Origin of the sequence: Actinomadura fulvescens, assembly GCF_039533225.1 — a bacterium.
GTDB lineage: Bacteria > Actinomycetota > Actinomycetes > Streptosporangiales > Streptosporangiaceae > Spirillospora > Spirillospora fulvescens.
In genome coordinates this window covers 113,683-140,601 of sequence record NZ_BAAATD010000014.1, presented here as the reverse complement: position 1 = coordinate 140,601, position 26,919 = coordinate 113,683, and the positions used below count along the sequence as shown (strand labels likewise).

The 26,919-nt window shown below is 70.2% G+C and carries 11 protein-coding genes; 5 read left to right on the top strand and 6 right to left on the bottom strand.

Annotation, left to right across the window (positions count from 1 at the left end; genetic code table 11):
- The first annotated feature begins 51 nt into the window (after positions 1-51).
- From ABD333_RS38545 to ABD333_RS38535, 3 genes are read left to right on the top strand one after another with little or no spacing between them, the layout of a single operon-like run.
- Positions 52-1,761 carry a phospholipase D family protein gene (locus tag ABD333_RS38545; RefSeq protein ID WP_344547551.1) on the top strand — a complete coding sequence of 570 codons (1,710 nt, stop codon included), beginning with the start codon at positions 52-54 and terminating at the stop codon, positions 1,759-1,761.
- On the top strand, positions 1,758-11,906 hold the full coding sequence (locus ABD333_RS38540; RefSeq protein WP_344547550.1) for a hypothetical protein: 10,149 nt from the start codon (positions 1,758-1,760) through the stop codon (positions 11,904-11,906). The genes ABD333_RS38545 and ABD333_RS38540 overlap by 4 nt, the downstream gene beginning before the upstream one ends.
- Positions 11,907-11,962: 56 nt before the next feature.
- Positions 11,963-20,635 carry a LamG-like jellyroll fold domain-containing protein gene (locus ABD333_RS38535; protein ID WP_344547549.1) on the top strand — a complete coding sequence of 2,891 codons (8,673 nt, stop codon included), beginning with the start codon at positions 11,963-11,965 and terminating at the stop codon, positions 20,633-20,635.
- Positions 20,636-20,672: 37 nt separating this feature from the next.
- Here ABD333_RS38535 and ABD333_RS38530 read toward each other — a convergent pair whose 3' ends face one another.
- The 4 genes from ABD333_RS38530 to ABD333_RS38515 form a co-directional block, all read right to left on the bottom strand.
- Complete coding sequence (locus ABD333_RS38530; RefSeq protein ID WP_344547548.1) at positions 20,673-20,897, bottom strand: hypothetical protein; 225 nt, start codon at positions 20,895-20,897, stop codon at positions 20,673-20,675.
- A 1,159-nt stretch (positions 20,898-22,056) separates the two neighbouring features.
- Entirely contained in the window at positions 22,057-22,347 is a 291-nt protein-coding gene (locus tag ABD333_RS38525) for a hypothetical protein (protein WP_344547547.1), read from the bottom strand.
- Positions 22,348-22,527: 180 nt separating this feature from the next.
- Positions 22,528-23,739, bottom strand: a complete 1,212-nt coding sequence (locus tag ABD333_RS38520) for a methyltransferase domain-containing protein (RefSeq protein ID WP_344547546.1) — start codon at positions 23,737-23,739, stop codon at positions 22,528-22,530.
- A 213-nt stretch (positions 23,740-23,952) separates the two neighbouring features.
- Positions 23,953-24,357: an ATP-binding protein gene (locus ABD333_RS38515; RefSeq protein ID WP_344547545.1), complete on the bottom strand. Its 405-nt coding sequence runs from the start codon at positions 24,355-24,357 to the stop codon at positions 23,953-23,955.
- A 192-nt stretch (positions 24,358-24,549) separates the two neighbouring features.
- On the opposite strand from ABD333_RS38515, the gene ABD333_RS38510 reads away from it, so the two are divergent.
- Entirely contained in the window at positions 24,550-25,872 is a 1,323-nt protein-coding gene (locus tag ABD333_RS38510; protein WP_344547544.1) for an NsdA family TPR-like regulatory protein, read from the top strand.
- Here ABD333_RS38510 and cutA read toward each other — a convergent pair.
- Both cutA and ABD333_RS38500 read right to left on the bottom strand, forming a co-directional pair.
- On the bottom strand, positions 25,835-26,170 hold the full coding sequence (gene cutA, locus ABD333_RS38505; RefSeq protein ID WP_344547543.1) for a divalent-cation tolerance protein CutA: 336 nt from the start codon (positions 26,168-26,170) through the stop codon (positions 25,835-25,837). The genes ABD333_RS38510 and cutA overlap by 38 nt on opposite strands.
- Positions 26,171-26,217: 47 nt before the next feature.
- Positions 26,218-26,409 (bottom strand): hypothetical protein, encoded by a 192-nt coding sequence (locus ABD333_RS38500; protein ID WP_344547542.1) that lies wholly within the window; start codon positions 26,407-26,409, stop codon positions 26,218-26,220.
- A gap of 32 nt (positions 26,410-26,441) precedes the next feature.
- Here ABD333_RS38500 and ABD333_RS38495 point away from each other — a divergent pair, with 32 nt between their 5' ends.
- Positions 26,442-26,690, top strand: coding sequence for an ATP-binding protein (locus ABD333_RS38495; RefSeq protein WP_344547541.1), 249 nt, complete (start codon positions 26,442-26,444; stop codon positions 26,688-26,690).
- The last annotated feature ends 229 nt before the right edge of the window (positions 26,691-26,919 follow it).

Below are 26,919 nucleotides of genomic sequence, written 5' to 3'. Positions count from 1 at the left end.
GATGACCGGATTGGGCCGGACCGTTGTGGATGCGGGTACCTTGTGTGACACTTGCGTCACTGCCTGTCCCGTCTTCTTTGTTTCCTTCGCCGTTTTCTGCGACCAGAACGCCGAATAGTCGCATGTAGTTCCGGGGGCTTTCTGGTGGCTGATTTCGAGGCTCTGAAGAAGAAGTATTTTGTTCAGCCCGACGATACGGAACTCCCTTCGGAGCCGCTACCGGCCACCTTTGGCGGCTGCAAGGTCACGCCGCTCATCGACGGCGTCGAATACTTCCGCGACCTCGCCAAGCAGATCGCTCCTCTGGGCGCGGGGACGCCGAGCGAGAACAGCGCCCAGTTCATCTACATCACCGGCTGGTGGCTCGGTTTCATGGGGCGTCCGGCCGTTCCCGGGCCGCCTCCGATCCCAGCGCGGCCTCCGTTCTCGCTCGACGGCGCCGGAGCCACGAATCACCTGGTCGACGTGCTCAAGGCCAAGGCGCACGCCGGAGTGGACGTCCGCGTCATGGGCTGGATCTCGTTCTCCGGAATGGCCGACTACGGCCTGCTGACCACGTCGGTCCGGGGGAGGATCGGTATTCGCGATATCAACCTCGACACCATGGCCTCCATCCTCGGGCTGCGCAAGGAGCTCGCCCTCGTCGAGAAGGCCTGTCTGAGCATCATCTCCCACTCCGCCGGCGCGTCCCATACCAAGATGGCTCTCGTCGGCGACGGCAGCGGCAGCGCCATCGGCTACACCGGCGGGCTCGACCTCGACAACGACCGCCACGGCTCCCAGCCGCACCCTCCCAGGGAGTGGCACGACGTGCAGGCGAAGGTCGAGGGCCCGGCGGTGCAGGCGTTGTACGACTTCTATCGCAGCCTGTGGAACGAGAACAGGGCGCGAAAGATCAAGTCCTTCCGCAGTGTCAACGAGATAGTCATCAGCCACACGCCCACCACGCCCCCCGTGCCGGCACGCACCTTTCCGACCACGCCGGTGGGCGGGCATCACCTCCAGTCGCTGCGCACCGTGCCGCGGTTCAACTACAAGAGCACCAACAATCTGCCGGAGAACGAGAAGATCTCCTTCGCTCCCGATGGCTTCTTCGAGGTGCGCTCCGCCTGGTTCAACGCCGTCCTCACCGCCGAGCGCTATGTCTATATCGAAGACCAGGGATTCTGGTCGGTGGAGGTGATGGCCTGGCTGAACCGCGTCATCAAGCTCCGCGCTGATCTCAAGGTGATCCTGGTCAAGGGGATCAACGACCCGAACGATCCGCCCTTCCCCGCGTATGCCAACATCGCGCTGTGGAACGGTCTGCTCCACGATCTGAACCCGCAGCAGCGCGGGCGGGTCCGTGCGTTCCTCCGCAACGTGTTCGTGCACTCCAAGACCACGATCGTCGACGACCACTGGGCGATCATCGGCTCGGCCAATGCCTACCGGCGCAGCCTCTACAGCGACATCGAGCACGCGGTGGGCCTCCTCGACGAGGAGGACAAGCTGGTGCGGCAGTACAGGGTGCGGCTCTGGAGCGACCATCTCGGCCTGCTCGACCCGGCCGACCAGCAGAAGATCGCCGACATCGACAAGGCGCTCAACGTCTGGGACGGCAACTGGGGCACGCCGGGCAGCGGGGTGACCCTGCCGCCCACCCTCGCCCCCATCCCCCTCCCCACCATCGAGACGACGCTCGACAGCAGTCAGCAGGACAGATACGACCGTTACGACGACGTCGACTCACGCTTGCCGTGGGGGGGTTGCCTGCCATGAGCAGCATGTTCGTGACCGTCAACGAGTTCATCGGCGAAAAGTGGCCGCCCTTCCTGCCCAAGCCGCCCGACCCCGCCGTGCTCGACCATGTCTGGATCGAGCCGCCGCAGACCACCGCCAACGTCGACCGGGGCGGGATGACCACCCGCCTGCTCTTCGAGAAGGAGCTCGTGCTGGGCCTGCCCGGCTTCGACGCGGTGAGCGTGGTGCTGGCCCCTGGCGCCGCCGATGGCGCGCCCGCCGAGCTGGGCCTGGGCATCGACATCCTGCCGAAGACGGTGCTGCGCCTGACCGACGCGCCCGTCGCGCTGCGCTTCGGCCCGAAGCTGCTGCGCCCCATGCGCAAGGTGACCAGCGGTGGCGAGGCCCGGTACGAGCCCGACCCCGGACGCCCGTTCGTCCAGTTCGTGGTGCCGAAGCTCAGCGGGAGCGCCAGCCAGGACGGCCTCGTCTCCGACACGCCGTTCACCGCGCAGCTGCCCTACCCGGTGATGATCGGCGACACCGGGGTGGTCATCGACGGCGCCACGGTCGGGTTCCACCGCTCGGGCGGCAAGGCGTGCCTGGTGATGCAGTGGACGGAGGGCGCCCTCAACCGGCTGCTCGGCCAGTTCGTCCCCAACCTGGGCGACCGCAGCCCGGCGGGCGCGCAGCAGGTCACCCTGCGCATGATCATCGGCGATGGCCTCGAAGAGCTGCGCCTCGACTGGCAGGCGGCCGCCCCTGGCGCCGCGTTCGCGCTCCCCGGCCTCAGCGTGGGCATACCGGCCTCCAGCCGCTTCTCGTTGTTGCTGCTGCGCCAAGGCACGGGCCTCGGCCGCGCCGCCTTCGTCGTCACCCTGACCGGGAACGAGCCGGTCACGGCGGGCAGCACGTTCGCCTGGGGCCGCGACGGCGACCGCGAGCTGCACAACGACGAGCCGCCCCAGCCGCCCGACAAGCCTCTGTTCAAGGTCACGCTCAAGCCGACGGGCGGGCCGCGCAGCCTGGTGCTGCTCGACGTCCCGCTCGGCGCTGCGAAGCTGCCCGGCTTCTTCCGCGAGCTCACCACGCCGATCGCCCCGCTCGACCTGAACGATCCGGCCGCCCTCTGCACACCCGTGGCCTTCGACCCGGTGGACCTCCGGGACGGCTGGACCGCCGAGCTGAGCGTCAACATCGACGCGGGCGGCGGAGCGTTCACCCTGCCCTTCCTCAAGCAGGGCCAGGGCGGAGACAGCCAGTTCCTGCAGCTCTACACGCCCACACCGCTCACCGGGCTGCCGATCACCCTGCCCCAGGGTGAGGTCGGCTTCGACATCGGGGTACGGCTGCGCGCCCTGAGCATGAGCTTCGACCTGCGGTGCCGCCTGACCTTCAGCCTCAGCACCTTCGCCCTCAAGGTCGACCACGACCGGGGGATCGAGCTGCGCTCCCCGGAGGCCGAGCGCGAGTTCCCCGACCTGTTCGGGCTGCGCTGGCGGTTCAAGGGCAAGGATCTGGGCGACAAGACCTTCCACTACTTCACCATCGCCACCAAGGGCTACAACTACCAGATCCAACAGCCCGAAGGCGCCTTGCTGGAGCTCGACTTCACCCGGGCCAGCGAGGAGCCGATCACCTTCAGCGTGCGGGACTTCGCCCTCACGCCCAAGGGCGTCAACCTCGCCGCCACCGTCACCGACCGGCCGGCCCGGCTCAACGGCCTGCGCACCCGCTTCCGCTTCACCGACAGCGGCTTCGTCATCCGCGAAAACCGCATCGCCGACTTCACCATCGCCGGCTCGGGCCCGCTGCCGCCCGACCTCGTGGGCGACGCCACGGCCGACATCGCCCTGCAGTTCGCCCAGCGTGACGGCGGCAACCTGACCCTGGTGCAGGGCGCCGCCAACCTGCGCGGCGTCAAGCTGCTCGACTGCAAGGGCACGCGCTTCCAGTTCTCGGTCGACGCCCTGGGCCTGCGGTTCGTCGACGACGGCGCCTTCCACCTCTACTTCACCATCACCGGCTCCGCCCAGTTCGTGCTGGCCCCCGGCGATGACGCCGACGGGCCGCTGGCCCTGCTCGGCAAGACCCGCATCGACCTGGTTCAGTGCCCGCTCACCGGCGACGCCCAGGTGATCGGCAAGCACGTGAAGTTCCTGATCGAGCTGCCCAAGCCCAAGACGTTCGGCTTCCTCGGCTGCTTCGAGATGGAGCTGCGCGCGATCGGCTTCGTGCCGCAGTGCGAGTTCTTCGACGGCGACGGAGCCATGCAGGTGACCGGCCAGCTGAAGTTCGCCCAGGGCCCCGGCGACACGCCGGACTCACGGCCCGACTACCACGAGCTGTTCATCGGCCTGCCGCTGCCGGGCGAGTTCGTGCCGCGCATCCACTTCACGCGCCTGGCGGTCAACCTGGCGATCGGCGCCGCGTTCCGGCTCAACGGCGTGGTCGACTTCGTCGACGAGCCCGACCAGGCCGGGCTGATCGGCGAGGGCCTGGTCCAGATCCAGGGCCTGCCCGCCATCGCGGCCAGCTTCGGCTTCCTGCGCGTGCGCCGCGGCGCCGGCTCGCCCTGGGTGCGGGCCTGGTTCCTGTACCTGGAGATCCGCCAGGTCAGCTTCATGATCCCGGTCATCCAGATCTACCTGCGCGAGATCGGCATGGGCTTCGGCTACCGCTTCACCATCGCCGCCATCAAGGCCGCCGACGCCGAGAACGACGTCAAGAAGCTGCTCAAGACCCTGCAGGGCCTCTCGCGCACCCAGGGTGATCTGTCCAAGCGCGACCGCTGGGCGGTGGATCTGGAGGACGCCGGCCAGGATCCCCGCTGGACGATCGTGCTGCGCGCGATGATCTCGCAGACCTCGGCTTCGGCCTCGCCGCTGCGGTACGAGGCGTTCGCCGAGGCCGACCTCGCGTGCATCTTCCTCGTCGACGCGATCATCGCCTTCCGCAGCGACCTGACCTTCTTCATGTCGGTGCGCGGGTGGTTCAACACCAACTACGCCGACTACGTCACCAACCGGGACGGCGCCCGCGAGAACCCCATCCTGAGCGGTTTCGTGCTGCTCTCGCCGCGCCAGAAGCGCTTCCTGGCCCACATCTCCAAGCCCGAGGGCGGCAAGCCGGGCGTCCACCCGCCGCTGCCCGACTTCGTCCGCGACGCGATCGCCAACAGCCGCTTCTCGGCGACCCTGCTGATCGAGCCGGGCCTGTTCCACTACGAGCTCGGCTGGCCCAACATGCTGCGCTGGCACACCAAGCTCGGCCCGCTGGCCGTGGAGATCGAGGGCGGGTTCATCTTCCGCGTCTCGACCACGGAGCTGGTGCTCGGGACGAGCTTCCTGGCCCGCGGCAAGCTGGAGCTCAGCGCCGGTGTGGACCTCGGGCTGGTCGGCATGCGGATCAGCGCTCTCGCCCGGGTGGCGTTCGGGGCGCGCTACATCGGCGTGATCGACTTCCGCGATCCGACGGGCAACTCGGCCATCTACGGCGCGATCGGGCTGGAGGTGCAGATCGCGTTCTCCATCGAGTTCTGGATCAAGATCCCGCTGGTCTTCACCACCATCAGGCTCTCGTTCAGCTTCAGCCTAGAGATCACGTTCAGCGCGGGCCTGGAGATCGGCGTCAAGGGGCTGAGCATTCCCGGCGTACGCGGCGTCGGCACCGTCGGCGTCGCCTGCTGCGGCCACAGCCTCCAGGCCACCGTCAAGGTGGCCTTCCAGGAGGACAACGTCCAGGCCGCCCTCGACCGGACCAAGGAGTTCCTGTCGCTGGGGCTGGAGGCCACCGAGGTCGACCCGGTGCCGGGTACCGCGGGCACCCTGGAAGCCGCGTCGACCACGGACACCGCGTCGACCACGGACGCCGCGCAGACCACGGACGCCGCATCGGCGTTCACGCGCATGCTGACCCCGCGCCGCGCCGCCCTGCCGCCGCGCGCCCTCGCGCCCCTGCTCGGCGAGGGGACGGCGGCCCCGGCCGAAGCAGACGTGTTCCACGTGCCCGGCTACGTCATCTTCGTGCTGCGCGAGGCGCCGAGCTGGGACGCCGAGCGCCACGTCTACTTCGTGCTGCTGCCGCAGGGCGAACGGCTGCACCGGGACGCGCAGGGCCTGCTCGACCTCGACGAGGACGGCTTCCCGATAGCCGAGCCCGAGCTGGGTTTCCTGCCGCCACCGCCCGCCGAGGGCACCGTGGTGGGCAAGGACTTCGCGCTGCGCGTGCCGAGGCCGGCGGCCGGTGAGACCTATACGCTCAAACACTTCGAGCCGCTGCCCGATCCGCGGTTCGTCGACGTGAGCGGCGCCGTCACCGCCGGCGAGCCGATCACCTGGGCGGTGAACTGGGCCGCGCGGCTCTACACCGACGGCTCCGCCGAGCGCCGCGTCGTCAACCAGACCACGGGACAGCCGGGTGCCCCCACTCCCTTGGGAGACGGCCTCAGCCTGGCGCAGCACCTCGCCAACGCCTTCAAGCAGCACTACTCCGGCGCGGTCGCCCGCCCGGTCGGCGACCCTGGCCCACTGCCCGGCTACCGCCCCCCGGTCACCGACCCACGGGTGCAAAACCCCTCCGACAGCTCCTTCGAGGCGGCTGTGCGCGGAGCGTACGAGCAGTTCAGCGGCTCGCCGTTCCTCAAGCACGACACCCAGGAGCTCTACGAGCAACTGCTGGAGTCGGCCTTCGACCCGCGTACGACGATCTACGCCGCCGACGGCGCCGCCCAGGACGGCGGTGACCCCGGCACCGTCGGCACGGTCCAGGCCAACCAGCAGGCCCACCAGCTGCGCGGCGTGATCATCCACGACATCATCTCCGACCTGCGCGCGTTCCACGCCGAGAGCGACCAGACCGAACGCGGCAAGCTGGTCTCCCGCTCGCTGGCGTTCCAGATGGGGCTGGTGTTCGCGGTGCGGACCGCCGACAACCGCCGTCCCGCCTGGCTCGACCAGGTGGCGACCGGCCCGGACGTACAGCCGTCGATCAGCCAGCGCGAGCGGCCCGAGGCGAGCGCACCCGGCCCGACGAACGAGGGCGTACGCACCTTCAACGTCGCCCAGGCGCAGTTCAACCTGTTCCCGCCCGAGTTCGAGCAGGTGCGCCAATACAGCGACGCGAGCACGATCGCCCTTGCGTGGGATCTCAGCTGGCAACGTCAGGCCAAGCCGGGGATGAGCCGGGTCCAGAACGACCCCGACCATCACCTGGCCCATTACCTTGTGCGCAGGCGCGCCCTCGACGGTGACGAGGCCGAGCGCACCACCACGGTCAAGCCGGTCAAGGTGCTGCACCGCCACACCACCGACGTCGCCGGTGCCGACGGGTCCGACGAGGCCACGCCGACCGACACCCTCTCGCTGCTCCAGCCGCGCTTCCAGGTGGTCGACCACTTCCCTGACACGGCGGACGACCTCGCCGCCCTGCCGCGCGAGGGGCGCGGCTACGTCTACACGATCACCCCGGTCGACTTCGCCGGAACGGCCGGGCGCCCGCTGACCCTGATCGCGACGCGCTACCCCAACACCCCTCCCGCGGTGCCGGTGGACGGCGATCTCACGGTGAGCTACAGCATCGCCCCGTCCGACCTCGATCCGGCGGGAAGCGCGGCGACCCCGCAGGTGATGTCCCCGCGTCAGGTCTACGTCGAGTGGAGCGAGCCGGCCCGCCAGAACGGTCCCGCGGTGCCCATCCGCACCTACCGGCTGATCTTCCGACGCGAGAGCACCGTGCCGATCGGCTCCTACGGGCTGGACAGCACGACCCAGCGCGGGCGCACCGCGGGCCTGCCGACGTCGAACGCCCGCCCGCTGCCCACCGACATCAAGATCGACCTCGATCACGTCTTCGGGCCGCCCGGTGCGCGCGCGGCGGTGATCCCGGTCGCCACGCTGCGCGAGCGGGGCGTGCTGCCGGACGGCGCGTGGCGTCCCGAGGCGTGGCGGGTCTTCTTCCAGACGATCTCTGACCGTGAGGTGCCGTCGGCACTGGCGCCGGTGCAGCTCCTGCTCGCCGCCGAAGCGGTGGCCGCGCCGCCCGCGACCCCCGCGCCGACCGACCGCATCGAGCACACGGGCAACCCGCGTGAGGAACGCCGCCCGGCCGAGCTGGAGTGGCTGCCGCGCCCGACCGCATTCGGTGTGGTGCGGCCCGAGGACGAACGGGCCGAGCCGGGCACGGCCCACGCGCCGATGCCGCTCCCGAGCATCGACGTTCAATCCGACGGGGAGGACGGGGAGGACGGGGAGTCGGCCGGCGTGGCCCCGTTCGTCTTCACCGGAGATATCGGCGCGAACGTCGGGTTCCGGCCGCATCCACTGGGCATCCGGGCGATCCGGTTCCGCTGGAACCAGGGCCCGAGCGGCGACGCCGCCTACCCTCTCGAACTGAACGCCGGCTACCGGTTGTACGAGCTGAACATCGACGCGGCCACCACAGACACCTTCGCCAGCGCCGCCCGGCTCTCGGAGGAGCTGCGGCTGCTGCAAGAGGTCCAGATGCTCCCGGCCGACGACCTGCCGCTGGTGCCCGGCGACACGCTGAACACCAGCCAGTGGGAGGCTTGGTATCCCGGCGCCGTCCAGCGCCGCCGTCGACCCGATCCCTCCGCGCAGGGCGTACAGGACGAGCGCGGCCCCTGGTACTCCTGGCAGGACTCCTATCTGGAGTGGCCAGCATGGGAGGGCGTCACCCAGCCCGGCGGGAAGCGTACGACGGCGCTGCATCCGCTGCTCGAACGCCTGGTGGAGCGGCTGCGCGGGATGCGCCCTGGCAGCGTCACCGACTCGCAGGGCCGGATCTCCGATGGCTACGCCGCCGCCCTGCAGATCAGCCCGCCGACGTTGCCCAACGACCTGGCCGACTTCCTGGCCAGCTGTCCGCCGGGCGCGGACCGATATGGCTGGGGTGCGCTCCAACGCCTCGGCCTGGCGGTGACCTTCAGCCTCCACGACCCCGTCACGGGCGCCGTGCGCGGCCCGAAGCTGCTGGAGCTGCTCCAGGGGCTCGTCGCGAAGCTCGGGAACGGCGAGACCACCGCCGCCCCTGACCCCGACGCCGCCGCTCCCGACGCCGCCGGCCCCGATGCCGCCGCCGCTCCCGATCCTGACGCCGCCGCCTTCGCCGCGTTCCGCCGTCACCTCCATGTCGAGCTGCTGTTCCAGCCGGGCCGCAGCATTCAGCTCGGCGAGCGGCCCGCGGCGGGTGACGATCTGCTGGCGCTGGTCCAGATCAGCCTGCGGCCGACCGTACGGCAGCGGCTGCGCTACCGCGCCGTCACCATCAGCGGACGCTCGAACACCGAGGTCGAGGTGCGTTTCACGCTCACCGCGCCCTGCAGCCTGGTCGACCGGCCTGACAGCGGGGCCGGCCAGCTGGAGCTCGACCCCCAGCCGGCTCCGATCACCCGCACGATCAGGCTGCCGCTCAACGGCGAGGCGGCCCTGCTGCTGCGCGGCGCGGCACTGCCCGCGACGATCGAGGTACGCCCGTCGGCCAAGCTGAGCGTGGACCCCCAGCCCTTCGACCCGGCGATCGCGGCTCTGCTGACCTACGACGCGGGCCGCAAGCTGCTCAGCGCCCGCACCATGCTCAGCGCCGAGCAGATCAAGCTCGTGCGCCCCTCCATCGCCCCGGCCGACCTCCAGTCCGTGGAGAGCCTGGCCGGGACGGTGCGCAGCGAGCAGTTCGGCCCGGCCGACGAGCGCACCAACCACTTCACCGTCGCGACCGGCGCGCTGGCCAAGGCGTTCGCCACCGCGGACGGCAACCCGCCCGAGCACGTCCAGTGGCTGCGGCTCAAGTACTACCTGGAGACGCTCAACAGCAACGACCCCAAGGTGCCGGACAGCAGCAGGGTCAACCTCCCCACCGCCGAGGCCGAGATAGCCAAGGCGCTGCCCGACGTATTGGCCTGGACGGCGCGTTTCTTCGACGCCAGCGGCGCGATAGCCGCACGGCAGGGTGAGCTGGGCGAGACAGGCGCTGGGCCCTGGGTGGCCACGGCCTACCCACGCGCGGGGTCGCCCGCGCTGGCCACGCCCGACGCCAGCGGGCGCCTGACCTACACCCAGCTACTCGAAGACCGCTGGGCACATACGCTGCGCTACTACTTCCAGCCCTACGGGCGCTACGACCTGCTCTGGCAGAGCCTGCGCCGTTCGCCCACGCTCTTCCCCGGCCGCGCCGCCACCGAGGTCGACATCCCGGCCGTGAAGGTGGACCCCGCCGCGGGCGGGCTCGACGTGGTGATCGAACGCACGCAGGCCGTCGACGCTCCGCTCATCCTCGGCTCGCGCCGGCTCGACGAGGCGGCCACCCCGGCCCGCCCGCCGGCGCCCGGCGCGATCTGGGAGGTGATCGTCGCCCAGCATCACGAGCAGGCCCTGGCCGAGCGCAACCAGACCCTGGTCCGCCAGCTCGCGTTCCGCCAGCTCGCCTTCAGCCTGCTGCGCCGCTTCGGCTACCCGAGCTGGTACTACTGGGTGCGCGCCTTCGCGCGCCAGCACCGGTTCGAGCTGCCCGTGCGCCTGGTCGAGGACGAGTACCCGCCCATCCCGGACGGCCTGCCGAGCAAGCCGGACCATCTCGTTCTCGACGGTGCGGCCGACCAGGACGAGTTGCGCGGCCTTGATCTGCCCGAGCGCGTCGGCGACTTCTCGCAGGGCGTCCTCGCGCTGCAGTGGCGGGCCCTGCCGTTCTACTACGAGCATCGTCTGCTGGTGATCGCCCAGACCGACAGCACCGTCTCGCCGATCAACAGCGTCACCCAGCGCGACCTGACCTACCGCTCGCCCATACCGAACGCCACCGTCAGCGGCGCCGACATCGTGTGGCGGCGGCTGCCGCCGTTCCCCGCCGACATCCCCGCCGGCGCCCAGCTGCAGCCCGACACCCGCGTGCGCACCATCGCCATCCCGCTGCGGCGGTTCTGGGACAGCCTGCCCGACGAGGCGCAGCGGCGCTGGCCCGGGGAGACGCCCGACCCGGCGACCGGCGGGGCGACGGCGCGCAAGCTCAGCGCCCTGCCCGACCCCGAGGTGGTCTACCAGATCGTCGAGCTGTTCAGCGGCAACATCGAGGTGCAGGCCGAGTGCTTCTACGACCCGGTCGCCAAGAAGTTCGCCCACCGCCAGCTCGGCAAGCGCTTCCTGGTGGCGCGCACCACGCTGCTGCCCCCGGCGGGCGCTCTCGGCGACTTCCCGCTGGCGGTCGAGCTGGTCCAGGTGAGCGAGGAGCGGCTGAGCACCGGCTACTCCACGGCGGGCCTGCCGCTCGACACGCGCAACCGGGTGGCCATCGACGCGCAGGGGCGGCTGCTGTTCGCCGGGGTGATGACGAGCGGAGACCGCGACGTCCTGGTCAGGCTGATGAACGAGCCGGACGCGGCGAAGATCCGGCAGCTGTTCGACGGCTGGTACGTCACCGAACCGGTGAGCGCCCCCGCCGCCGACCTGCCCGCCCGGCTCCAAGCGCTGATCGACTTCCTGCCCACGCAGACCTTGACCCTGGTCTGGGAGGGTCCCTCGGACGCCGCCGCGGGAGAGCTGCGACGGCTCCCCGGCGACAGCGCCTTCACCGGGGCGATCGCGCAGATCATCGCCCAGGCCGCGGGTGCGGGTCCGGACGCCGTCACCCGCGTGGAGATCTCGGTCGGGCCGGAGCAGGTCCCGGCCGAGCTCCGACGCAAGGCGGAGCTCGCGCGCAACGCGGCGGGCACGCACTACACCACCCTCGGGTGGAACGGCGCGATGAGCAGCGCGGACGTCGCCGCTCTGCGGCGCTGGGCGCGGTTCCCCGAGTTCGCCCAGGCCGTGGAGAAGCTGATCGTCGCGGTGCGCGAGGCCGGCACGAGCGAACCTCCGCCGCCTTCGGTCACGGTGCCCTTCGTCGTCGCGGTACGGCCCACCCAGGCCGCGCTCAGCGGCGCCCTGGCCGCGAAGCTGCTGCTCGGCGCCGTGCTGATGCGCTACCACGGCATGATGCGCGCCGATGATCCGGCCGCGCTGCTGCCGTCCTATCCCGGGCGGCCCGACCAGCTCGCCCTCAGACGACTGCACAGCGCGAGCCAGGGCAGCGGGATGCGCGGGCGATCCCTGGTGATCCGCGCCCGCCGTGGCAGCGCCACGCCGAGCGAGCCGCGGCCGATCGAGCCCCGGCGGATCGAGCCCACGGACCTGTAGGCGCAACGGCCTTTGACGGCGGCCATCCAAGGCCATGAGCGGACCAGGAGCAGCAGATGGCGAAACTCCCCGAGCTGCCGAAGATGAGGATCGCCGGTCCCTTCTGGACGGCCGAGGCCGAGGTGATCCGGCTGGCCGATCCGGTCAGCAACCTGGCGTTCCGCGGCCTGTTCGTGGACACGACGCCGCGCCAGGCGGCCGGCGAGGACAGCGTGCTGCTGCCGGGCTCCCTGCTGGCATTGGTCTACGTCACCAGCGTCACGATCAGCCCGACCGGCAACACCGCGCCGCAGTACGTGTGGAAGCGCAGCGGCACCAAGCCCGACGGCCACCTCCCGCCCCAGGCGATCCGAGCCGCGATCACCGCCGGCACCGCCAGCCTGCTGCTCCTGCAAGCCCCCGCCGACGGCTGGCCCACGAACATCGCCGGCAGGCTCCCGACGTTCACCTGCCTGGGCGGCGAGATCATCCTCGACGCGATGACGGCCCAGAACAGCGCCGCCCAGAAGCTGTACACCGCGCTGGGAGTCGCACCGGCGGCGATCACCCAGCGCACCGGCGCGGCCCGCCTGCTCGGTGCCCTGGCCGTCCACGCCGCCGGCCTCTCGATCTTCGGCCAGATCCGCCTGCTCTGGGACACCGGGCCGGTCAGCGCCGTGTTCCAGCTCGCCCGGGTCGTCCCCGACCCCGAGTCGGCGCCGGGGACCAGGGTGCGCGGCTTCCGGATGACGATCGAGGCCGAGCGGCTGACGGACGGCGAGCGGGCGGCGATCATCGGCTCCTGGCGGCGCCTCAACCGCTACCTCAACCCCAACAACCCGCTGAACGGCCTGGTCGAGCCGGTGCCCGTGCCGGAGTGGGCCACCCTGGAGCTGGCCAACCCACTGGCCATCCCGCGCCTGTTCTGGGAGATCGCGCCCTGGCAGGAGCAGCCCGGCACGCGCCCGATCAGCTTCGCGGGCGACGAGTTCAGCGTGCTGCTGAGCGACCGTCAGCCGTACGACCAGACCGCCCAGCCGGACACGCTCGCCCGGATCACGCCGGGCAGCGCGCGCGTGGCCGTCGCCGGCACGAACCTGCGGGTGGAGCTGGCGGCCGGCGCCCCGCCCGCCGGCTCCACCGGCACGCTCGGCTACCGGGCCGGCCGCGACAACACCGGCTGGAGCGAGCGGGTCACCCTCGCTGCCACCACGCTCGCGTTCGACCCGAACGAGGCCGCGCGCCGGCTCCGCGCCACCTTGCAGGTGCCCGAGCCGTCCTGGAGCCGGCCGGCGCCGGGGGGACCGGCGCCAGGTGAGACGCAGCACGTCACCCCGGCCGTGCTGTGGGGGTTCACGCCGCTGGACGACGGCTGGGCGCAGCTCCCGCTGCCCAACCTGTCCGAGCAGATCTACCTCGACGCAGGTGTGGCCCAGGAGGAGCCCGCGCCGGCGCCCGACAACCTGCTGCGCGGCGCCGTCAGCTACGGCAACGACGATCCGGCCGGGCGCGGGAAAGTCCCCGGTGAACAGCCCTGGAGCCTCACCCTCGCCGCGGCCCAGCGCATGACCGCCACTTGGGTGCTCGGCCCGATCGCAGGGGGATATCAAGTCCAGTCGGCTGAGCTGGCGCTGGACGCGCCCGAGGTGGCGCTGAACGGGCTGTTCTGGCTGAGCACCGAGGCGCCCACCGCGGCCGACGCCCTGCCCGGCTTCGACGACTGGATCGGTGGCCTGGCGACCGTACCTCTGCGCACCGTCACCGGACGCGAGCTGTTCGCGCCCCTCGTGCGGTTCGCCTTCGAGGCCGTCAGCTTCGCGTGGCGGAGCGAGCCGACCCCCTCAGCCGACCTCGGCGCCTGGGCCTTCCAGTACGGCATCGACAAGGCGCTCCTGCGGGCCCTGGTCGACGGTGGCGTCCTGCCGCCCGACGTCATCGGCGCGGCGCTGCCTCTGGTCTGGCGTCGCCACCCGACTCTGCCGATGGTGCAGGCCCTCGCGCTCACCCAGAGCGTCAGCCCGCCCAACGTGCCGATCGCCGGGCGGCAGCTCGTCCCGTTCGAGCTGCCGGTGATCCGCCAGGACGGCGTGGACCTCCCGAACGGCTGGCGCTTCGCGGCGGCGGGCGCCACGGGCTGGCCGCGCTACGGCGGCGGCGTTGTCTCGCCCGCCCGCGAATGGCTCGGTGCGGGGGAGCGGAAACTGTACGACCTGCCGCTGGTGGCGCTCTCACTGCCCGGCCTGGTGCTCGACCCGCGCCCCGACGGTGACCCGCCGCAGAACGACTCCGCGCTCGGCCTGCCCGTCCAGTACCGCTACGACCTGCCCTATACCGACGAGGTCCAGGCCCTGGCGCAGCTTCCCAAGATCCCCAAAGATCCTCGGGAGAGCTCGCCGCTGCCCGGCACGGCGCGGCCCGAGCCACCGCGTCCGCTCACCCGCGCCGACTACGCCGACTACTGGCGGCGCCTGGCCGAGCGCGCCGGGCTGGCCGCCGCCGACAGCGTGGCCGCCTTCGCCCGGCAGGGCGGCCAGACCGTGCTGCGCCACCTGGCCTCGATTCACGCCTGGCCGGTCCGCGCCACGCTCGCCCTCGACGGCTATCCCGGCGAGCTCCGCCTCGACAACGCCGACCCGGCCCCAAGCGCCCCCCTGACGCTGACGCGCGAGACGGCCCTGCCCGGGATCGGCGGCGATTTCGCCGACGGGGCGGGCGGCCTGCGCCGCCTGCCCGCCGACGCGCCCGCAGGGTCGGCCCAATACCAGGTGACGGCCGGAAGCATGGCCGCCCGGCCTGTTGACGGCGCCGGCTACGCCGACCAGCGCGGCCTGGTGCGCGGCGCAAGCGTGTCCACGTCCAACCTGATCAGGACGCCGCTGAGCCATCCCACGGCGGGCGACCTGCAGCTGACCACCACCCGCCTGCCGCTCACCCTCGGCCACGCCGCCGCGAGCTGGCAGCTCTGGTTCCGCGACCTTCCGGCCCAGGGCTCCACGTTCAGCAAGGCGTCCGCTCGTTCACCCAAGGCCGTCGAGCTCGATCTCGACAGCAACGACCCCGAGGCGCGCAGCAGCGACTACGAGCACCGCACCGGGTACGAATGGCGGCTGCGACCGCTCGACGATGACCCGGACGCGCCCTCACCCGGCCTCGACCTGTTCGGCCTGCGCTTCTTCCCGCTGGTGCTCGACCGCGTGGTCTTCGCGGGCGACGGCGTGGCCACGGTCGAGGTGATCGGGCGGCTGCAGCTGCCGGTGGCCGGCTCGGGCGACGAGCAGACCGATCTGAGCAACTGCGTGCGGCTGACCTTCTCCGGCGGCACCGCCCCGGGCGGCGGCACCGCCCTGAGCCTCAGCGCCATCGGCCTCGACGGCGCCGCCCTGGAGTGGCCGCTGGCCGTCTCCGCCGGCGAGGCCGGCGACGCGCCGCGCCTGCGGGTCGGCGCCATCGCGCTGGCGTCCGGTGGCGCCGGGCTGACCATCGAGCAGGTGCGGCTGTATTTCCACCTGTTCCAGGTGGAGTGGGCGGTCGGCCTGCCGCCGATCAGCTTCCCCGACCCCGCGACGCCGCCGTTCACCCTGCCCGGCGCGACCCGTCCCGACCCGATCGTGCCGCAGCGGGTCGCCCTCGGCCTCGACATGACCGGCGGTCAGCACACCCTGAAGCTCACGCTCGCCGTGCGGATCGGCAGGCCGCCGACGGGTCTGCAGGCGCTCTACCGCTTCGATGAGGGCAGCGGCGCCACCGTCCGCGACTCCTCCGGCACCGGCGAGCCGCTGCACCTGACCGCGGCGGCGACCCAGGGCATGAGCTGGGGTCCGGGCGGCCTGACCCTCACCAAGGCGACGCTCCTCCGCTCGGGCGCGCCCGCCACCAAGCTGAACGCCGCGGTGAAGGCGAGCAACGAGATCAGTATCGAGGCGTGGGTGAAGCCCGTCTCCGGCCTGCTGACGACCGGGCAGTTCAACGTCATCACCGTCTCGTCCGACGCCGCGCACCGCAACGTGACCCTCCAGCAGCGCAAGGGGCTGCTCGATTCGTCCTCTGTGGACGGGTGGCTGCGCACCGACGGCACGAACGAGGAGGGCGCCCCCGCCCTCGCCACCCCGGCCGGCTCGCTCAGCAGCGCCCTGACCCACCTGGCCTACACCCGCTCGGCCGACGGCCGGACCCGCATCTACATCAACGGGCAGCTCAAGGCCGAGCACACCGTGGGCGGGAGCCTGGCCGCCTGGAACGACCAGTTCGAGCTGGCTCTCGGCGATGAGATCACGGGCGGCCGGGCCTGGCTGGGCACGTACCGCATGATCGCCGTCTACAGCCGTGCCCTCGCCGCCGAAGAGGTGTCCGCGCGCTTCGCCTCGGGTCCGGCGACGGTGCCCACCACGGCCCGGGGGGAGGCCTTGGCGGCAGCGCTGACCTTCGACCTGATGGCGACAGGGACGGATCGTTTCACGCTCGACGGCGCGAACCTGTTCGGCGACCTCGCCCTCGCCGTCACCCTGCCCGACGGCTCGCCCGCGGCCCTGGCCGGCGACACGGCGCTGCAGTTCAGCTGGAACGGCTACAGCGCCCCGCAGCCGCAAGGCCTCCAGTTCCTGCCGGGCATGCGCCTGGCCGACGCCCAGACGCCCGGCCTGGGCGAACGTGCCGCTCCCGGCTTCGCCACGGTCACATTCCGCGTCACCGCCCGCCCGGATGATCTGCCGAAGCTGCCCCTGACCGGCGCGTTCGTGGAGGCTCTGCTCGTGGCCCACTGGGGCCGTTCGCTGCACGACGCCGACCCCAGCCGAAACGCCGGGGCCGCGCAGCTGTACGGGTCCTCGGCCGGCGACCTCGTGGTGGGCTACACCTCGCGCCTGCGGGGCCCGGACTGGCAGGAGAGCTTCCTGTTCAACGGGATGCTGACCACGACCAACCTGATCTCCTGGCCCAAGCAGCTCAACTACGACGCGGCCACCGCGCGCATCACCCTGCCGGCGGCCCGCACCGCCGGCGCCCCGCCCCTGACCCATCTGCGCCACACGATCAGGGTGCTGCTCAACCAGCATGAGCTGCCCGGCTCCACCCTGACCGGCGCCGAGGGCCCGCTGCTGTTCACCTTCGCCCAGGGCCAGAGCTGGCAGACCCTGGCCCTGGTCGAGCACCAGCTCGTCGAGGTGACGCCGGCGGCCGGCGGAAACGGCGGCACCCTCGGCCGCGAGGTCCGCTGGACGGCGGTGCAGGAGGTCCGCCTGCTCACGCCCCGGCGCGCCGCGCAGTTCCTGCGTGCCATGGCCGCCCTCAAGACCACCGACCCCGTCGAGGGCGTCAGCCCGCTCGGCAGCGTGAGCGCCGGTTACCTGGGCGCGGGCCTGTCGGCGCTGCTGGCCGACTCGGGCGCGGCGCTAGAAACGCTGCCTGGAGACACGCTGCTCGTCGAGGCGAGCGCCCATCACCTGGTCAGGCTCGTGCCCGCCGCGGAAGGCATGGCCACCACGCTGCAGTTCCTCCCGACCGGTAGCCAGGGCGCCCTGCTCAGCGGCCCGGCGGACTACGCGCCCACCGACCCGGCCGACCCGCGCTGGCTGCTGCTGACCATGCCGTTCCTGGGCCGGCTGCAGGACCCTGCCCGTGACCTGGCCCAGCCCGCCGCCGGGCAGCAGCCCAGCCCGCTGCAGACCGACCCGCTGCTGCTCATCTCCCGCCTGCGCGCCACGGCCCCCGCCACCGCCCTGCCCGGCCTGGCTCTCGCCCTGTGCGGCTGGGCCGACAGCGCCCCGCTGGCCGTCACGTTCGCCGGCCTGGACACCGTGGTCGGCCGCGGCTTCGCCCGCCTCGACCCGCTGGCGCTGGAGGAGAGCTGGTTCCGCGCTCAGAACCCGCGTCCCGAGCCGCAGGACGAGCTGCTGCAGAGCGTCCTCGCGGCCCTGCCTGAGACGCCGGCTCGGCTCAGCCGCCCGGTCGCCCTGCGCCAGGCCTTCGACCCGCGCCGCCCGTTCTACCCGCCCCGGCCGGACGACCGGCCGGCGCCGGCCGAGCCCTCGCCGTACGCCGACCCTGTCTGGCGCGAGGACGCGCTGCTGCAGACCCAGGCCGTGAGCACTGTGGCGACGACCAACAAACCGCCGTACGGCTGGACGCTGGCCGCCGCGCTCATCGCGAGCAGCGGATGGCTCAGCCAGCCGCCCGCCGACGGCCAAAGCCCTCGCCGCTATCCCGCGGCCACTCTCATCCCCGCGCCGCTGGCAGTCGACGGCGCCGACAACCCGCGTCCGCTGAACCTGGTGGTCAGCCCGTACCTGGGGCTCCAGTGGCGGCCGGCTCCGGCGGTGCCGGGCAGCGGCCCTTCGCCGCTGCAACCCCGGCTGCTGCTGGCCGAGCTGCTCTGCCTCGCGCCCAGTACCGTTCGGCTGGAGCCCGTGGCGAGCCGCATGTGGAGCGTTCAGCCCGACAACCCCGAGCTGGCCGATGAGAACCAGCTGCGCGCCCAGGCTCAGAGCTGGGCCGTGCAGTCCCAGCGTCTGCTGGCGCCCGAGTCGCCGATCGCGGTGCTGCGCTACCGGACCATCAGCGACAACACCCGCCCAGACAACCTGGGGGAGGCGGCCCTGACCACCGGCTACGCCTTCGCCCTGGTCCGGGTGACGACCGCGTCACCACTGGCGAAACGGCTGTTCCGCATCCGCCCCGAACTCACCGCTCTGCGTTACCGCGAGGGTCAGTGCAATATCGCGGCGATCCCCGCGAGCGCCCGCGACTTCGAACTCGCGCCGCCGCAGACGGCCGGGGTACAGCCGTTCTATCTCACCCAGCGCCCGGTCCGCGGCGACCTGCCGGCGTGGCCCTGGGGTCTCAGCGCGCTGCGCGTCAGTGTGCACTACACCCAGGGGCAGCAGGGCGTCATCGGCGCGGCCACCCCCGGCGAGGCGGGCCAGACGCTCTGGTGGCAGACGGTCCAGCGTACGGTGCAGTTCCGTTCGGCGCTGCACACCGACCGGCCGGCCAGCGGCCTGCCCCGACGCTTCCGCGCGCCCGCCGTACGCAGCCTGCTTCCCGTACCGCCCAACCCGCCGCTGCCCGCGCTGACGGCGCCGGTGTTCGATCAGCCCGACCTCCCCGAGCCGGACGGGCAGGAGCCGGGGGTGCCGGAGGGGCTGGCCCTGGAGCGCTGGCAGCCGGTCCTGCCCGGCGCGTTGCACTACCTGGTGAGCGGCGCACGTGCCGGCGTGTTCGTGACGCTGCGCAACCACCTGCTGCGCCAGAGCGGCGTCACCCTGGCCGGCGAACGCCCGCGCCCGCGCGGCCTGGCCATGCTTTCCGGCGGGCTGCCGGTGCAGCATCGTGCCCCGCGCCCCGTGCCGCTGCCGGCCAACCTCGAAGGCGGCCAGGGAGTCGCGCTGCGCACCTGGGCGAGCCACTTCGACCCAGGCAAGCCGGCTCTGGTCACGGCGTCCCCGGCCGACGAGGCGTTCCGCGCCGGCTTCGTCGACCCGCCGGAGAATCCGACCTACCGGCAGACCGCCCAGCGCCTGCGGCTGCAGCTGGCCGCCGTCGAACGCCACACGCTGGACGTGGACTGGGACGGAGTCCTGACCTTCGTCTACCGGATCGACGGCAGCGTCACGCCGCCCGGCGGGCAGACGACGGCGACCGGCATCCGCGACTGGATCCTGGCCCTGGAACTCGTCGACGCCGGACGCGTCACCGCGCTCACCGACATCACCACCCCGACGCTGGTCCTGACACCGGCCCTGCGTGCCCAGCTCGGTGCGGTCGGCGTGCCCCTGCCGGGGCCCGAGGTCGACATCATCGAGACGGCGAAGTTCTCGATCTGCCAGTTCGGGTTGCCCGGCGACCCCACGACCCGCGCCGGCCAAGCCCGCGAGCTGATCGCCGGCATGCCGCCCGGCGCGAGCGTCCACGCCCGCGTCAAGGCACGGTTCACCCCTCACCTGCCCGGCGCGGAGCCGTATCACGACGGCTACAGCCAGGTGCTGCGTTTCCCGCTCCGTGTGGCCGACCCGGGCGTGCCCTACCTGCCCCTCGTCCCGCGCTACGTCCACTTTGAGGATCCTGAATACAACCGGCGGCTCGCCTCGCCGTCCGCCCACGCCAGCGTCCCGGTGCAGTTCCCCCAGCAACCCGCGGGCACCAGCCCGCAGCGCGCCGTCACGCTGTCCGCCGAGCGGCGGGAGTGCAACCCCGACAGCACGCTGGCCATACGCTTCGACTGGGACGAACCGCCCCCGGGCGGCCCGCGGGTCACGCTGACGCTCCAGAAGATCGACCTGGACCAGACCCCGCGCGACCTGCTGGACCCGAACGCCGCGGGCGGGCCGCAAAGGCTCGACCCGGGCAAGCTCCATGAGCTCTCGCTGGCGGCGATCCAGAAGCTGAACGGCCCGTTCACCCCGGGCGAACGGCTGCGGCTCGCCCTGCGCGTCGACTCGGGCCCGGTGAAGCCGGCCGTGGTGCGGCTCGACATCACCATCGTCGAGGCCCCGGTGATCCCCGCGACCGAGGCGGCGTACGCGCTCCTGCGCAGGCAGGCGGTCGGCGACCGCACGCATGTCGAGTGTCCGCGCTTCGCCTGGGGCCCGCAGGCACAACGGGTCGAGCTGGTGAACCCGGCCGACCTGCGCACGGAGGTGGTGCGCCGGCGTGCGGTGTTCCAGTTCACCGACTCCGCCCGCCCCGGCCGGCACGAGGTCTACGCCATCCAGAAGCTCACCCAGTCCGGATCGACCCACATCCCACTGGCCACCTGACCCGCCGTCCACGAGACCGGAGACCTCACCCATCCCGTCAGAGTGCGGGCAGCAGGGTCAGGGCGAGGGTGAGCAGCAGGGAGTCCAGGCGGTCGAGGAGGCCGCCGGCCTGCTTGATCTGCTTGACCATGGCGTCGAAGGTGATCGGGCCAGCGCCACCCTTGGCCTGGACCACGACCTTCTCTCCGCGGCGCGGCTGCTTGGGCGGAAGGGTTCCTCGGCCAAGGCGGAAGCCTTGATGTTCCTGGCAGAGCTTCCGCAAGGCCGCCCTTCCTTCGGCAGTAGAACTTGCCGAGAGGTTCCGGAAGACCGACCGATGGGCTAGAGACGTGCTGGCAGAGTTCAAGGCACCACAGGCGGCGTGACCAACGACAAAGCCCCCGGCTCCGGCTGGGGGCTTTCTACTTAGGTTGCGTGGATAGGTGCTAGGTCGCTTCGTGTATTTGATTCCTGACGTACTCGGCCAGATCGGCGATCGTGAGCACGCCTATGCATGACGGTAGGCAGGTGGGAGTTATCTCGTGGGGATCGGCGGGCCAGCCGTCATGTACGCGGTAGGGCACGTCTCTCGCCTGTTGCTCATGCATGAGGGCGCGCATGAGTTGAGGGGACTTGGCGCCGATGGCCAGCGGCCCTCCGCTTATACCGACGAGTTTGCGGTGTGCACGGAAAGGGTCGAGACGCGAGACGTCTAGGCTGAACACCCACCGGGGGAAATCGGATTGTAGTCGTTCGAGTTCGGCGAACGCGCTTGATTCTCGGTTGATGGCGTACCTCACAAGAGGGTTAGCGGGCGGGATTGAGTCGGTCGAACTAGAGGTAAATGCGTCTCGGTGGTTTGGCAACGTCTTGGCTGGTCTCTATCGCCCATGTGTAGGTATCGGCGAGAGCCCAGGAGCGGTAGATGAGTTCAAGGAGTTAGGACGTTCGCCTACTTGATCAGCACGGCGAGTTCGGCGACCGTGGGGCGATCCATCTCGGTTTGCCAGTGTCCTCGAACCGGTAGCCCGTTGGGTGTGCCGCCCAGTTCCCAGGCGGGATTCCTGGCTCGTGCCGGCCCAGGTGATCGGTATACGCCGGTTGCCGTTCCGGGTAGTAGGAGATCAGCCAGCACGGGTGATCGCCCAGCAGCGCCAGGACTGCATCCAGATCGGGCCACCCGCATCGCTTCCCAATGATCTCGGGGTTGTGGCGGATTCGCTCAGTTGCCGTCATCCGGTCGAATGGCTTACGGGTTTGGGGGGCGTGTTCCATGTCGAACCTTCGGCGTCTCGGCGGTTTCTTCTCATGGGTGGCGAACGCCCACGTCATCCGCTCCCCTGCCTGCGCCCGGGGATGACGAGGCGTTCAATTTCTTGCAGCCCCCAAAGGGACCTGCCCGTGGGCGTCTGGAGTCGACAGAGCCTGGCTCACGCTGTCTGTCATCGGGTCACCTCCAGAACGCGGGCGATTTCTTGGGCCGCGGACTCGACGTATCCAGGTGACTCGACCGAACCCAGGGCGCTGCCCGGGGTCGGGCCGTCCAGCCACACGTACTCAAAGCCGTCCCAGCCCACCCACCATGGGCCATGGGTGCAGGACTCGACCCACAGCTTGTAGTGGGGCTGTCCGTCGTCGGGGGCCGGGCCATTGACGGTGGCGATCTGGTGGCAGGCGGCCCTGATCTGGGGGGAAGTTCGTCCGGATCGTGTCCCGGAGTTCGTCCAGGGCATCGAACCGCGTGGTGTCAGCCGTCATGGCAGAGGGCTTCTCCTTCTCGGATGTGCGGGGAGAGGGCCCTCCGGGCGGCGGCGCACTTCGACCAAGGGTGCGCCGGGGGCAAGTGCCCCTGATCGGACCACACGGGGAACTTCAGTGGTTGGTCGGCCTGCCGTCCGGAGGGGGTTGGAGGGCTATCCGATGACCTGTGATGGTTTGTCGAGCCAGACGTCCTGTCCCTGGTTCGACACCGTCAGGCCGAACCGGCTGCGCTCGGGGCGGCCGATGGTGTTCCAGTACATCCACGCGGCGCAGACCTCGTCCCACAGGTCTCGCGCGCCGTAGGAGGTCACCTCGTACTCGTTGGCGTCGGGAACGTACTCAACGGTCGCCCACGAGCCGTGCTCGCGGGAGCCGGGATAGGTCTCCCTCAGCCACAGCGTTGCCTCGCCACTGTCGTCCTGGGCCTCGCGCAGGTCGTAGCGGATACCTGGTGCCAGGGCGGTGATGACCACTCCGCCGCCGTAGGTCTGCCAGCCGGGCGCGTCGCCAGATCTACCGACGTGCCTGGGGTTGATCTTGGTTGCGTACTGTTTCGCTGCGTCCTCATGGTGCAGGAACGAGGCCAAGGTCCCCGGCTCGGGCCGTTGGGACCGCAGCATCATGTAGCCGGCGGTGGTGCTGAGCCGGCCCATGGCCTCGTCACCGGTTCGGGTCAGTGCGAGTTTCTGTCCGTGGCCCCACGCAGGACACCACGGCAGGACGGCCGTCCCACCAGGGCGCAGCGCCGCCAGCAGGTTCCATGGGATCTGTGAGACGCCTGCCGTTACATGCAGGCGATCGAACACATCAAGTGAGTTGAAATCCAGAGCGTCCAGGTTGAGGACCTCGACATTGGTGAAGCCTTGCCCGGCGGTGCGTTCTTCCGCGGCCTCGGCCAGATCGGTGTCCACCTCGATGGAGACGACACGACCATGCTCGCCGACGATGTGAGCCAGCAGGCAAGCCGTCCAGCCCGATCCGGTCCCGATCTCCAGGACGCGGTCCCCGCGGATTGGAGCCAGCAACTCGCCGAACTGGGCGACCACGCCCGGAGCCGACACCGATGAAGTGAACCAGCCCTCACCGCTGGCTGGATCTCCCTTACCGTCATCCACCTGAGTGACGATTGAGGCATCGGAGTACACCGCTCCTAGCCACTCGTCGGGACGGGCCGTCTTGTCAATGGAATAGGACGGAGCATCGTAGTCAGGGTTGACCCACGCTCTGTCGGGGACGAACCGCTCACGCGGTACGGCGATGAATGCCTCCATCCACTCGCGGCGAGTGAGGTCGCCCTGGCCCGCCAGGATGCGGTTCAGGTCGTACATGTCCTTACCCTTGATCAGGCCAGGGTCCTCAGTCACGTCACGCGCTCCCTACTTCTTGCCGTCGCTGGAGTTGCCCTTGGTGTCCTCGTTGCCGCGACCGCCGCCCTGCGAGCTGTTGCCGTCGCTTCCCTTACCGTCGCTACTTCCACCGCCGCCGTGCTTGGACATCAGAACCTCCTGAAGGGATGCCCCGCTGCGTTAGGCTGCCCGACCGGCGGCGGGGTTGGTTGACTCACCGGCCGGACAGGGTTATTGGGTTTCGATCACCGCGAACACTGTCTTGCCTTCCGGCTCAGGCCGAACTCCGCAGTGACAGGCCAGAGCCTCCACGATTCCGAGTCCCCTCCCTCCGAGATCGGTGAGGCTCGGCGTCTTACGTATGGGCTCCTGCTGCGAGGAATCCCGGACCTCCACAGTGATGGAGCCGGGCACATCTTCGGCAAGCGTCAGGGTGAGAGTGCGGACTCCTTTTGCCTGAACAGCGTTGGTGACCAGCTCAGAGATCACCAGGCTGATGTTCTCGATCACTGGCAGAGGGACACCCCACACCTCCAGGCGGCGCTTGGCGATCCTGCGGGTGACGCCAACGGCAGCAGGCACGGCAGGGTAGTCACTGCTCATAACCAGCCTTCGGGCTTCCGTCATCGCTGTCATCGCCTGTGTCCTTGAAGCGCGGTGTTCCGGCATTGGCATCCGGTTTTGGTGTGTCCACTGCAAGAAACCACTCCACATGACACGGAGACCAGGCCAGACTGGAAGACGTCGGCGGACGCAAGCGGACGTGAGCGGATGTCATGCAGGTGGCGTTCGGAGGGGGTCGAGCCGATGAGCGAAGATGGAAGCCAGATGGAGGTGGCCGACCAGATCCGGTTGCTCCTGGAGCGCAAGATCTGGACTCAGAACCACTTGGCGAAAGAGATGCGCGATGTCGCGACCCCCAAGGAGCGCGTCCAGCTATCGTCGATCGACTCCATGGCTAGACGGATACGGGCTCACCAGCGAGGGGAGCGCGTTGGGCCGGTCTACGCAGAGCTGTACCGCCGCGTCTTCGCCAAGCACATCGAGGTCTTCAATCCCGTGGTGCCGACAGGCCCCGAGGCTTTCGTCAATGCCGATCCGCTTCTACTCGCCTGGACAGTAGGAAGGCTCAACCAGCGCGTGGACCGTCGAAGTCTGCTCCAGCTCGCCGCCGTGACGGTGGCGGGACCTTCTGCACTCGAACCTGCTGAGCGGCTCATGAGGGCGCTCACAGGACACCACAGGCCGGACGCCGAGACCGTTAGACACCTGGAAGACCGCACCAAGGGGTTTCACCGGCTCGAAGAACACTGGCCGGCGAAGAAGCTTTACCCCGCTCTGATGGCCCACATCGGCGAACTCAGTGCACTCCTGGAGACGAATCGGGATGTCCACCTACGTCATCGCCTGGCGATGGCCGCCGCTGAGTCCGCAGTCCTTGGTGCATGGTTCGCATGGGAGCTGGGGGACCGACAACGAGCCGGCGGACAGGCTCGTCTCGTCGGAATTGCGGCGAAACAGGCCGATGACGCCGCTTCCGCGGCCTGTATGACCGGCTATCAGACCTACATGACCGGCGGAAACCACGCCGTGGGTGTCCAATTGGCCTCGAATGCCCTGGAGCGGCTCCAAGCCGGGGACCGGGCGACCAGAGCATGGCTTCTCGCTCGAAAAGGCGAGGAGTCTGCCCTCCTCGGCGACCGAAAGTCCGCCCTGGAGGCCATCCGAGAGGCCGAAGAGACATACTCAGGCGCCGACATCACAGCTAGGCCGTGGACTTGCTTCCTCGACCCGGCCCGTTTTGCTTCTATGTGCCTGTCGGTCTACTCCAGAGTCCGCGAGGAAGATCGAGCGGTGGAGGCCAGCAACCGTGTCTCCGCCTTCATGGGGCCGGATGTGGAGACCAAGAAGCTCTGCGTGGTCCAAGCGGACATGGCACTGGCCTACTACAGACTGGGAGACGTCTCCGAGGCGGTGAAGTACGCCCGTTCGTCGCTTGAGGCGACTACCACCATGGCGGCCCCACTCGGGTGGGACCGCCTTGATCAAGTCGTAGAGGAGTTCTCCGGAACCAAAGTGCCGGCTGTGAGCCGGTTCCGCGAGGACTACTCGGCTAGTCGCCCGAAGACGGAACCTCTGTCTCTGCTTTGATCCACGTCAGGTAGTCACCGAGACCGCCGACGATCGGCACGGCCACGATCTCGGGAGTGTCGTAGGAGTGGTTGGCCTTGATGTTGGCCACCAGAGCGTCGAGACGCTCATCGGTCGTCTTCATGACGATGAAAAACTCTTCGTCGCGCTCCAGTTTGCCCTGCCACCAGTAGGTGGAGGTGATCGGACCACTGATCTGAGCACAGGCTGCAAGCCGTCCTTCAACCGCGGCCTGGACCACCTTCTCGGCTTCCTCGCGGTTGCCAGTCGTAACGTGGATTTCGAGGTTCTGGGTCATGCCCAGACCCTAACTCTCGGCCAAGCCGAGCTTCGGGCTCTTGACAGTCAGGTGACCGGTGGAGGCAGCCGGGGAGTGCAGACCGCCTTGCCAGTCTCCGCAGAGACCTGCTGAGCCAGCCGCTTGTAGAGCCCGTCCTTCGTCGACCAGCAATCTTCGTCAGGGCAGTCGATCACGACCAGCTTGCGGGACGCCTTCACCCACGCCTGGATGACGACACCTTCCTCCAGGCTGATCAACCCTTCGCCAGCCGACTCGGCTGAGTGAACTGGTGACCAACTCCGTCAATCAGGGAGCCGGCGCGATTCATGTCTTGGTCGAGAGCTACACCGACCAGATGTTTGAGATCGCGGTCTGGGACAACGTTTCCGGCAGGCCGGAACTACAGCCGGTCGACTTCGTCGCCGATGGTGGCCGCGACCTCCACATTCTCGACTCGTACTCGGTGGCGTGGTGGGTCACCGCTTCCCCTGACGGCGGCAAGACCGTTCGCGCTCGCTTCATCGAGGGGGACGAATGACGCCGGAAGAGGTGGCTTCACGCCTGGACACACGCTGGCCGGAGTGGTCCGTCGCCTACGGCCAACACAGCCGCGTCCAAGCAGCCTCCTGGCGTGCCAGAGGGATGCCGTGCAGCCCGGTGAACACCCCGCAGGCCGACGCGTATCCCGAACTGGCACGCCAGGAGGTGACCACAGTGACGTGGAACGTCGAGACCTTCGTTCCGGACGCGAGGCGGTCATCCGCCCG

Coding starts and splice junctions, on each gene's coding strand:
- ABD333_RS38540 (WP_344547550.1), top strand. CDS start 1,758: ATGAGCAGCATGTTCGTGACCGTCAACGAGTTCATCGGCGAAAAGTGG.
- ABD333_RS38535 (WP_344547549.1), top strand. CDS start 11,963: ATGGCGAAACTCCCCGAGCTGCCGAAGATGAGGATCGCCGGTCCCTTC.
- ABD333_RS38525 (WP_344547547.1), bottom strand. CDS start 22,347: ATGCCCTGGACGAACTCCGGGACACGATCCGGACGAACTTCCCCCCAG.
- ABD333_RS38515 (WP_344547545.1), bottom strand. CDS start 24,357: ATGACAGCGATGACGGAAGCCCGAAGGCTGGTTATGAGCAGTGACTAC.
- ABD333_RS38510 (WP_344547544.1), top strand. CDS start 24,550: ATGGAGGTGGCCGACCAGATCCGGTTGCTCCTGGAGCGCAAGATCTGG.
- cutA (WP_344547543.1), bottom strand. CDS start 26,170: ATGACCCAGAACCTCGAAATCCACGTTACGACTGGCAACCGCGAGGAA.